Source organism: Rhodoferax sp. (assembly GCF_044236835.1).
In the GTDB taxonomy this organism is placed as follows: domain Bacteria; phylum Pseudomonadota; class Gammaproteobacteria; order Burkholderiales; family Burkholderiaceae_C; genus Allorhodoferax.
Genome location: NZ_JBIIGC010000021.1, coordinates 41,846 through 53,598 on the forward strand (window position 1 = coordinate 41,846; position 11,753 = coordinate 53,598).

General features: G+C 60.5%; 4 protein-coding genes. All 4 read left to right on the plus strand.

The genetic code is table 11. The features are described 5' to 3' along the window. The first annotated feature begins 55 nt into the window (after positions 1 to 55). Positions 56 to 1,936: a hypothetical protein gene (locus ACILRC_RS13285; RefSeq protein ID WP_395669852.1), complete on the plus strand. Its 1,881-nt coding sequence runs from the start codon at positions 56 to 58 to the stop codon at positions 1,934 to 1,936. Positions 1,937 to 1,980: 44 nt separating this feature from the next. Next, entirely contained in the window at positions 1,981 to 9,252 is a 7,272-nt protein-coding gene (locus ACILRC_RS13290) for a hypothetical protein (protein ID WP_395669853.1), read from the plus strand. Between the two features lie 21 nt (positions 9,253 to 9,273). Then, entirely contained in the window at positions 9,274 to 11,430 is a 2,157-nt protein-coding gene (locus ACILRC_RS13295) for an ATP-binding cassette domain-containing protein (RefSeq protein WP_395669854.1), read from the plus strand. A 25-nt stretch (positions 11,431 to 11,455) separates the two neighbouring features. Next, positions 11,456 to 11,753, plus strand: a 298-nt coding sequence (locus ACILRC_RS13300) for a hypothetical protein (protein WP_395669855.1), incomplete at its 3' end; no start/stop codon positions are given.

Consider the following 11,753-nt stretch of genomic DNA (forward strand, 5'->3'; position numbering starts at 1 on the left):
GCACCGCTCCTTTTTTTGCTAGTTGTTTTTCTGTTTCCTTTTACGCGAGAACGCCATGAACAAAATCAAAAGTTACTACTGGTGGGTGGGTATCCCAATAGCATTGGTAGCACTAGGATCGGTGGTATTTTTTGACCTGATCGCGTCGACGATCCGGGGCAACCCACACCCCGAGATCAACTACATCATCTTTGTGTTGATGGTAGTGGGCTGCGCCATGATGCTCTACCAGGTGCGGCGCATGAACGCTGACGCCAAGCGCGTGGAAGCCTTCTACGAAGTGGCGCTCACCAAGCCCAGCGTGGAGGCGATGCGTGCCCAGCTTGCGGGCAAGCGCCGCGACACCGATGGCGTTTTGGAGATCATGGCTGATCTGTTGGGTAAGCAGGTGTCCTCCGTCCAGCACTCGGCCCTGGAGTCCGAGCTGGAGCGCTACCACGCGGTGCAGAGCCGCTACCTCATCATGCCCAACTACATGTCCGGCATGATGGTGGGTATGGGCTTGCTGGGTACCTTTATTGGTTTGCTTGGTGCCTTGTCTGAAATCAGTAAGCTGATTGGCGCCTTCTCAGTGACCAACAGTGGTGACCCCTCCGAAGCGATTCGCATGCTGGTGGAGCGTTTGACCTCGCCTATGCAGGCCATGGGCGTGGCGTTCAGTGCGTCGCTGTTCGGTGTGTTGGGCTCTTTGATCATGGGCGTGTTGCTCGTCTTCGTGCGCAACTGTACCGGTGAGATGAACTCCCTGATCGACAGCCGCGTCACCTACCTGACCGACTTCTCCAATGCAGACGACGAAGGCGCTGATGTCAAGGGACTGAGTGACGCGGTGACCAGCTTGGCCGAGCAGTCGCCCATCTTGGCCAACCTGGCGGGTGCATTGGCACAGTCGGAGACGCGGGTGCGCAACCTGATCGGTGCCATGGTGCAGATTTCTTCGCACCTCGAACTCAACCAGGCCAGCAACTCGGCACTCGTCAAGGCCCTGCAATCCCGGCTCGAGACCGAAGACGCTGCCTTGCGCAGCTTGCAAGCCACGCAAGAATCGATGGCACTGGTTGCCACCCGCTGGAGCAATGCCACCCAGGTGGAAACCCAGATCGCCGAGCTGGTGCAGCAGCAAACCTACCAGACCGAGCGCTTTATGACCCAGTTGGAGCAGGCCAACGAGCAGCACCAGACGCTTTCCGAGCGCCTGGTCACCGCATTGGTGGATGGCCAAACCACCCAAGCCCAGTCGGTGCAAAACGTCACGCAGCTCAACAAGACCATGGCCGAACTCGCCGAAGACACGGTGACCAAACTGGGCGACATCGCCGGGGTGCAGCGCCGCAGCAGCGACCAGATGACGGAAATCATGCAAAAGGGCTTCTCAGACCTGGCGGGCGTGCAGCGCCGTGGTTCCGATGCGCTGAACGAGTCGACCCAAACCGGCTTCTCCGATTTGGCAGGCGCACAACGCCGCGCGGCCGACGAAACCAACAAGCTTTTGGCGGAAAAACTGGAGGACATGACGCAATCCATTGCCGCCGGCCAGACCGAGCAAATCGCGCTGACCAAGCAAGTGGCCCGCATTACCGATGCGCTGACCAACATGACGGTGACCAGCCAAAACAACGTGCAGAAGCTGATCGATCTGCAACAGCGCAACTTCGAGAAGACCGCGCGCGAGCAGTCGGATGCTTTGCAAGAACTGGTCAATGGGATGCAGTCCAGCCTCAGCGGCCAAACCACCGTCATGCGCGGCGTGGACGACACCCTGGCCGACATTGCCCGCTCCTTCCGTACCGATGCCGAGGCGCGCGCCTTGGTGGTCAATCGCATGGAGCTCCAGTTGCAAGATTACGCCTCGCGTCTGGAAAACTTCACGAATATCGTGGCCCAATCGGCCATCACTGCCAATACCATGGCAATCAAAGAGAATCCGCAGGCTTAAACCATCTGCAAACAATGTCAGACACCTTTTTCTGAGGACATTCCATGGCCACCACCGCATCCCCATCTGTTGCGCCAGCTGCAAATACCGCTCCTGTGACCGACCAGGCCGCCCCGCCCGCGGCGGCCCAGGCGCCACAGCAACAGGCGGCAGTCACAGCGGTGGCACCCAAGACGGATGCCGATGGCAAGCAGCGGTTTGAATTGCCCATCGATCCCAAGGACATTGCTTCGGTGGAAGCGGTGGACGTGGACTTGATCGTTGTCACCAGCAAGGGCGAGCGCTACCTGTTGACCGAGGCGGCCCTGAACGCAGCCACCGCGACCAATCCAAAGATTGTGTTCTCCTCGGGTGACCCGAGCGATGCCGCCAACTTGTTCAAGCTCGTTGGCCAGTTCAAGCCGGTCGTGGGTGGTAGCTTCCGTTTGCAGGCCACCGAAATCAAGCCCACGCCGCCCGATCCGCTGAACGGCCAGGCCGTTGGCTTGGGCGCGGCCGAAGAGACGCTGGCGCAGGTGCTGCGGGACCAGATCGCCGATTTGCAAGACAAAGTGTCCCAGGCCCAGGCGGCGGCAGAAGCTGCCAAATCTGAGGCGGAGCCAGTGCCCCAGCTCAAGAGCAATGCGGTGGCCAATGCCACCAGCACCGATTCCGCCAGCTCCAGCTCCAGCAGCTCCAAGACCAAAGACGAAGACAAGACCTCTGACAAGAAGGACGACAGCCCCACCGATCTGGTGTTCCCCAACATCACCCCGCCCGGGCAAAAAGGCGGGCTAGAGGCCAAGGTCGCCGGCGTCCAAATCTGGGATGGTGTCAATCCCACGGGGGCCACCTTCAAGGACACCGATGTGCGCTTCATGCTGGGTGACAACCGGCTCAAGGTGCGGGTGGAAGACTCTGCGGGAGAGGTCACCACACCGGCGGCCAACGACCCGAGCAAGGCCTACACCAACCTGTTTTTCACTGGGCAGGCCAAGCTAGCCACCATCCGCATCACCCACGACAGCAACCTGACAGGCGATGTCTTGCCTGACGGTTTCTTGCTCAACGGCAAGAATCCGTTTACCGAAACCATCCTCATCACTGCCAACGATGTCAACAACGTCCTGGTGCCGATGGAGTGGACGCTGACCGCAGACGGTGTACAGGTGGTGCCGAAGTCATTCACCCTCAAGATCGAATACCTGGACGCCAACGGCGTGCTGATTTCTGCCAATCCTCTGGCCACCAAGTTCTCCTTCGGCGAAGCCAACTCGATTGATTACTACTCCCTTGACGGCAATGCCAACCCCATCGTCAAGCTGCTGGCGCGCGGCCTGAGCTACGACATCACCGGGCGCGAAGCGGTGAACGACACCATCAACGCCCAGTTTGGTAGCGACGTCGTCAGCGGCCTGAGCGGCAACGACACCATCGATGGCGGCGCCGGCAACGACCTTTTGTTTGGCGGCAACTACGGCGGCGCGGGCCTTCTGCAGTACGACGAGGCTGCAGACACCATCACCGGTACGGGCGACGACATTCTGACGGGCGGTACAGGGGCCGACAAGTTGTACGGGCAAGACGGTGCGGATGAGTTGTATGGCGGCGATGGCGACGACCTGCTGGTCGGTGGTGCTGGCAAAGACACACTGGTGGGTAACGGCGGGAACGACACCGCGAGCTACCGTGGGTCCGATGACGGTGTCACCGTGCGCTTGGTGTTTAAGGACCAAGGCGCCAACTCTGGCGGCCACGCCCAAGAAGATAAGTTGTACGAGATCGAAAATCTGATCGGTTCCAAGTTCGATGACACCCTGGTGGGTCATTCCGAAGTCAATAAGCTCGAAGGTGGCGGTGGCAACGACGTGCTCGAAGGCCGCGAACTCGGCGACACCCTGGACGGCGGCGACGGTGTCAACACCGCCAGCTACGCCAGCGATACAACGGGCAGCCTGGTTGTTTCACTGCTCAACCCCAACCTCAACACCGGGGACGCGGCGGGTGACATTTACATCAACATCCAAAACCTGACCGGCAGTAGCGGTAACGACGAATTGACCGGTGACGGGCAAGTCAACCGGCTTAAGGGTGGTTTGGCTAACGACAAGCTCTATGGTCTGGGTGGCGACGACACCTTGGTTGGTGATGACGGTGACGACCTGCTGGTTGGCGGTCTGGGCAAAGATACGCTGGATGGTGGCGGCGAATCCGACACCGCAAGCTACCAAAATGCCACCTCTTTTGTGCGCGCGTACCTGGTGGCTGCCACCCAGGCTGGGAGTGCTGCTGGCGAGGCCGATGGCGACACCTTCAGCCAAATCGAAAACCTCACCGGCAGTTCGTTCAACGACACCTTGGGCGGTGATGGCGTAGCCAACATCCTGGATGGCGGTGTCGGCAACGACATACTGATCGGCGGGGGTGGCGGCGATGGCTTGTTGGGTGGTGAGGGGTTTGACACTGCCTCCTACGAAACCTCGGGTTCAGGCCTGACGGTGAGCCTCATACGGCCGGGCGATAACACGGGCGATGCGCAGAACGACAGCTTCAGCGGCATCGAAAACCTGACCGGCTCCAATTTCTCTGACTTCATTTACGGCAATGCCTTGTCCAACACCATCAATGGTGGTGCCGGCAATGACATTCTGTTTGGCATGGGTGGTGGCGACAGCTTCATTGGTGGTGAGAACTCCGACACGGTCAGCTATGCCAGTGCGGGGTCCGGCGTTACGGTCTACATGGCTGCCGGACAGCAGACGCTCAATGCAGGCGCAGCGGTGGGCGACACCTACACCGGCGTGGAAAACATCACCGGAAGCAATCTGGACGACTTCATTACCGGTGATAGCCAGGGCAATGTGCTGCTCGGTGGCGATGGCGATGACACGATCGATGGTGGTGTGGGCGCTTCGGTGACCGACACCCTCAACGGCGGCAATGGCGAAGACACAGCAACCTACGCCAATGCATTGCTCGGTGTGACGCTCAGCTTGGTGGCTGGTGGCAGTATTGGTGATGCCCAGGGCGATACCTACCAGTCGATCGAAAACGTCGTGGGATCCAATTTCAGAGACTCGATTGAAGGTGACAGCGGCGACAACGTGATCCGCGCGCTCGATGGTGACGATGACATCAAAGGCGGTGGTGCATCGGATGTGTTGTACGGCGGCAATGGCGACGACACCTTCAGCAACGTGGCAACCAAGGGAGCGGTGCAGACCTTCTACGGTGGCGATGGTTTGACCGACATCGGTAACGACACCGTCACCTATGACGGCAGCGAAAAGTTTGTCAAGGTCAGCCTGCAGTCCGGAGGCTTCGTCTTCGAAAACGACAACACCACCAAGCTGGCAGAGCAGGTGTTCATCGGCATTGAAAACCTGATTGGCGGCAATCAAGCCGATGACCTCACCGGCAACGGTTCGTCCAATCTGCTGGTCGGCAACAATGGTAACGACACGCTCAGCGGTGCTGGGGGAGACGACAACCTGCAAGGTGGTAACGGTAACGATGTCTTGGAAGGTGGTGCAGGTGCCGACACGCTCAATGGCGGCGCCGACACCGGCGTGGGCAACCGCGACGTGGCCAGCTATGCCAACTCGAACGTGACCACCACGGGGCTGACGATTGACGTGTCGGTCTCGACGGCGGGAGAGGGTAACGGCCTCGGTACGGGCGACGCGGCCGGTGACGGGTTTACCGGCATTGAAACGGTGGTGGGCACGCGTGCGTCCGACACCTTTTACGCCTCGTTGGATGCCATCCGGTTCGATGGTGGCGACACCATCGCAGGCGTGTCAGACACGGTGAATTACAGCAAGGACCCCAACGGCATCAATCTGGATCTGGGAACGGGCACCATCATCTGGACGGTCGATCAGTTGAACTCGCTGATACGGGGCGATACCTTCAACGGCATCGAAAACATTGTGGGCGCCGCAAATCAGGCCAACACCATTCGCGGTAGTTCAGCCAACAACGTGCTCACCGGCGGCGCGAAAAACGACAAGCTCTACGGCGGCGACGGTCTAGCCGACGGCAACGACACCCTAGATGGTGGCGAAGGTGACAATGAGCTGTATGGTGGTGGGGGCGACGACACGCTCAAAGCAGGCAAAGGTACCAACGTGTTTGTCGGCGGATTGGGCAATGACACCTTCATTGGCGACATTGGCAACAGCGACACCGCCGACTACAGCTACGTCACAGGTAACGTCAACATCGACTTGGCCATCACAACCGCGCAAACCACCATGGCAGTGGGCGACCGGGACATCATCAGCGGCATCGAACACTTGATTGGGTCTGTCAACAACGACACGCTCAGTGGCAACTTTACTGTCAATATTCTCACTGGCGGGGATGGCAACGACACACTTTTTGGCCGCGGCGATGGCGACACGCTGCTTGGCGGCAAAGGTAATGATGTGCTGGTAGGCGGTGCGGGAGGTGACACCTTGGTGGGTGGCGACAAAGTGGACGGTACCGACTCCGCAGACGCCGGCACCAACACCGCCAGCTACGAAGACGCCACCGCATTCGTGTCGGCCCGGCTTGACGGCTCAAAAGTTGGCGTACTGGGTGATGCCATCGGCGACACCTACATCAACATCCAGAACCTGAGCGGATCGGACTTCAACGATACCTTGCGCGGCAATGCGGGTGCCAACGTCCTTAACGGACTCATGGGCACCGACACCTTGTGGGGTGGTGACGGCGCCGACACGCTCAATGGCTACGGTGGCAACCCCCTCAATGCGGCGGATGACGGAGCCGATACCTTGAATGGCGAGGGAGGCGCAGACACCCTCAACGGTGGGGCAGGCGGTGACACCCTCAATGGTGGCGATGGCGTGGACACCTTGAATGGTGACGACGGTAACGACTTCTTGTTTGGCGACGCCGACAACGACACCCTCAATGGTGGCCAGGGCAATGACACCCTCAACGGTGGCATAGGTTCAAATACCCTCAACGGCAACGAAGGCGCAGACACCTTCACCGGCACGGGTGGTGTGGACAGCTACTTTGGTGGCGACGGAATCGACACCGTCACCTACGCCGCCAGCGGTGCTGGCACCCTCGTCATCGACACCTTCAATGGCAGCACTGGAGATGGCATCGCGGCCGGAGATACTTTTGACAGCATCGAAGTCGTGATTGGCTCCAATGGCGATGACCGCTTCCTGGCCAACAATTCGGTGATGGAGTTCCGCGGTGGCACCGGCACCAACACCGTGAGCTACCAGTTGGTTACCGGCGGTCAGGGCGTGGTGGCCTCCCTGTCAGGAACGACCGATTCGGCCGGTTGGGCCCAGGACGACACCTTCGTGAACATCAGGAACCTGACTGGCACCAACTTCGCTGACGTGCTGTCGGGTGATACCAACAGAAACACCATTGACGGCGGCGCCGGCGACGATCTGTTCTACGGAATGATCAACACCCCGAGCTCACCAAGCCAAGGCGACCTGTATATCGGCGGCCTCAACACAGACGTTTTGTCCTACGCCAAGATTGGCAGCAGCTACAAAGTGAAGGTGACATTCAACGACGATGGCAGCGGAACTGCTGAAATACTCAATGGCATTGATCTGATACAAACCGACACCTTTACTGGGGTGGAAGACGTCGTGGCCAGTGGTGGTGGTGGTGGTGGTGGTGGTGGTGGCGGGGGTGTGGTGAAAGACGAGGCTACCATCGACCTCACCAGCATCGGCAGTGATTTGCAGGGAAACGTCAATGCCAATTCGATGACTGGCTCCGACGGGAAGGACACGGCGTACGGCAAAGGTGGCGCAGACACCATACGCGGCTTGGGTGGTGACGACGAGCTGTTTGGGGGGGACGGCAACGACCGGCTCACTGGCGGGTCGGGCGACGACCAGATTTACGGCGATGTGGGCAGCGCCAAAGACATCGTCACGGTGACCACCAGCAACGACACCTTGATTGGAGGGTCGGGCAAGGACAAGCTGTTTGGCGGCGACGGCAACGACATTTTGTACGGCTGGGGAGATGCGGCCTACCGAACTACCAACACCAACGCTTCGGAAGCTGGCGACGGTGACGACGAGCTCAATGGCGGCTTAGGCAACAACCATTTTTACGGTGGTGCGGGTGCGGACATATTCACCGCGCAGCCTGCCGATGTGAGCGCCTTTTATGTATCTGCCTACAACAGCTACGACCCAGTGGCCAGCATCGCGGCAACGGTGACCAACCTGGCTACTTTTGTGGGCAACTTCGTTCGGTACGAAGACCAAAGCGGCTCGGGCACGGTGGACTTTTCGGCAACCGGCAAGGCCACGGGGCAAGCTGTCGGCGACGTCTACGACGACAGCATCAATGGAGCCATTGGCTTTGCCGGTGACACCACGTTCTGGGGCCGAAGCAGCGGTGAAATCTTCATTGGTAACACCGGCGCAGACACCTTCATGACCAGCAATGGCAACGATATCTACGATGGCCGCACCGGCACGGACACGGTCAACTACTTTGCAGACACCGGCGCGGACCACACCGTCAATCTGCAAACCAATGTCAACACCGGCGGCTTTGCACAAGGGGACAAACTGTTTGCCATCGAAAACGTCATCGGCAGCACCGGCAAGGACACCTTCACTGGCAACTTGACCGTGGGCACCACCCTCGATGGCAAAGGTGGCGATGACACCCTGACCGGCGGCAACTTGGCCGACACCTTGCTGGGCGACGACGGCAACGACACCCTCACCGGCAGCGATGGCAACGACACCTTGAGCGGCGGCGCTGGCAACGACAGCTTGCTGGGTGGCAAAGACAACGACACGCTGACCTCGGGCATTGGGGTGGACACGCTCAACGGCGGTGATGGCAACGATACCCTGGACTTCCGCGCTCTCAATGTCGACGCCAACCTCAATGGCGACTCCGCAATCGGCGGGCAAGGCGCTGACATCATCCGGGTCAACCAATCCCAATTGGCAACCAGTGGCAATACCTTTACCGCCGATGGTGGTACCGAAAGCGACACGTTGGAGTTTTATGCCACCGGCAATGGCGTGATTACCTGGAACACCTACGTCAGCGGCGACTTTGCGGGCGACTTCACCAGCATCAACGTGCTTGACCTCAGCAAAGACGCCTTCAACACCAATTTGGTGCTGAGCATCACGGACATTCAGAACATGGTGGATGCGGGTAACAGCTCTGCCCTCACCGTGCGTCTTTCGACCGGCGACTCGATCACGTTGCCTGTAGGCGTTACCGTCCAGACCGGCGACAACAACTACGAATACTACGACACACCCGGTGGTAACAAGATTGCCAGCTTGGTCGTTGACTATGTGTAGTGCCCAGCGAGCAAGGCCTAGATGACGGCGGAGGCAGCCAACACTGCTAGCTTGGAGGCAACTTTACAGAAGCTCCTGCAGACCCTGCGTGACCAGGGCAGCTTGGTGCCCCCGCGCCTCTTGGATGCGCTGCGGGCGCGCTGTGCCATCGCAACAGACGATCCACAGGCCGACGTGGCCGAGGCCGAGCTGCGGGTGCTGTTGGCCGAGGCCGGTTGGTTGCTGCGTGCTGGGGTGCCGCGCTGGGACATTGCGGCCGACCAAGAGGACGCCGATACACCTTGGGGCAGTCTTTGGCTAGGCCAGCCCGTGGGCCTTGGCGCGCCCTGGCAACTGTGGCAGCGCAGCGCGCAGGAGGGCTGGCAGGCGCTGCCCTTGCCAGTGGGGCCGAAGGACGCCACCGCGCTGGTCATGGAAGCCGCCCCCGGCCCTGGCGCGCGTGGCTGGCTGCTAACACCTGAGGCCTTGCCCGATGGCAGTGGCCAGACCTCCACCTACTGGACTTGGGTGGTTGCGCTGCTGCGGGGTCGTCTGGGTGGCATCTTGGTGGCCAGCATGTTGGTCAACATGGGTCTGATCGTGCTGCCCTTGTTTGCCATGCTGGTGTACGACAAGGTGGTCTACAACGGTGTGTTCGAAACCCTGTGGGCACTGGCCATAGGCGTTTTGGCCTTTGTGGCCATGGAGTTGTTAGTGCGCCAGTTGCGGGCGCGCCAAGTGGAGCGGCTCGCCCTGGTGCTTGACGAACGGGTGGACCGGCAACTGTTTTCTCGCTTGCTGCAGCCCACCGGGCGTGGTGGCTCCCAACCGGGCATGGCCGCACGCTTTCTGAGCCTGTACCGCGACCTGTCGGGTGCACGCGACTTTTTCTCGGCCAACTACCTGATGGCGCTGGCCGACCTGCCGTTTGTGGTGCTGATTTGGGTGGTCATCGGCGTCATCGCCTGGCCGCTGCTGCTGGTGGGCGTGGTCTGGACGGTCATTTACGTGTGGCTGGGCGGGCGCATCAAGCAGCGCACCTTGGAGCTCTCACAGGTGGCAACCCGCACCCAGATGGCCAAGCAGGCGGTGTTGACCGACGCCATGTCTTCGCTCGATGTGCTGCGCACCAGCCACGCTGGCGGCAAGTTATTCCAGCGCTTCATGCGGCTGGCCAGCGCGCAGGCCTTGCAAAACGCGAGCCTGCGCAACGAAGGTTTGCGCCAGGCCTACCTCACCCAGGTGGTCTATACCGGCAATTTCGTTAGCCTGATTGTGGTGGGCGCCTACCTGGTGTTCGACCAGACCATCACCACCGGCGCACTGGTGGCGGTGTCCATGCTGTCGGGCCGCACCCTGAGCTCCGTCAGTCTGGCCCTGCAGACCATGGGCCGCTGGAACGAGTTGCAGCAAGCCCTCACCGCCCTGACGCCTTACCTGAAAGAACAGGCCGATGCCAGCACCAGTGCCACCCGCCGCGCACCCGCCGAGGTGCAGGGCCGTGTGGCTTTGGTGCAAGTGGCCCACCGTTACGGCGACGGCGCAGCGGTGCTGCGTGAAATCAACCTCGCCATTGCGCCTGGAGAGCGGGTGGGCTTGCTGGGCCGTCCGGGTTCGGGCAAATCCACGCTGTCCCGGGTGTTGGCTGGCGCCATGATGCCCAGCGGGGGCGAGGTGCGGGTCGATGACATGGCCTTGCTGGACTACGACGCTGCCGACCGCGCCCAGTGGCTGGCGTTCAAGCCCCAAGAACCCACGCTGGTGGCTGGCACTGTGGAAGACAACATCCTTCTGGGCCTGCCGGAGTGGCTGGGCCAGTCCGAGCGCATGGCTGCCTTGAAGCGCGGCGTGTACTTCTCCGGGCTGGACCAGGATTTGCAACGCGCCACCCTGTCTTTAAGCCAGCCGGTGGAAGAGTACGGCTCCAACCTGTCGGGTGGCCAGCGCCAAAAAGTGGCCTTGGCCCGGGCTCTGGCCCAGAACGCTCGCGTGGTGTTGCTCGATGAGCCCACCAATGGCCTGGACCCCGAGTCCGAACGCCTTCTGGTGGCCCGTTTGGCAGAGCTAACGGGTGTGACTTTATTGCTTGTCACCCACAGCTCCCGTATGCTAGCCTTGACGCAACGCGTCATAGTGCTGGAGCAGGGCCGCCTTGTCGCAGATGGTGAGACGACTGCACTCGTCAAGCCAACCAACTAAATAAATTACTGTCAGAAAGATCGCTATGAGCTTGATCGCCGAAATCCTCAAAGCCAGTGCCACCAAAGCCACCTCGGTGGTGGTCGATGCCCAAACCCGCATCACCTTGGGCGTAGGCGACCTGCTCAAACTCCCCCAAGGCAACAACGTACAAACCCTGCGACAGGGCAACGACTTGGTGGTGCTGATTGACAACGGCGACGGCTTGCCGCCCGACCGGGTAGTGGTGCAAGGCTTCTTTGCGCCGGGCAGCTTAGGGATGGTGCAGATCGGTGAGGATGGCGCTGCCGAAATGATCACCCCGCGCTCTGAGGTGGCACAAG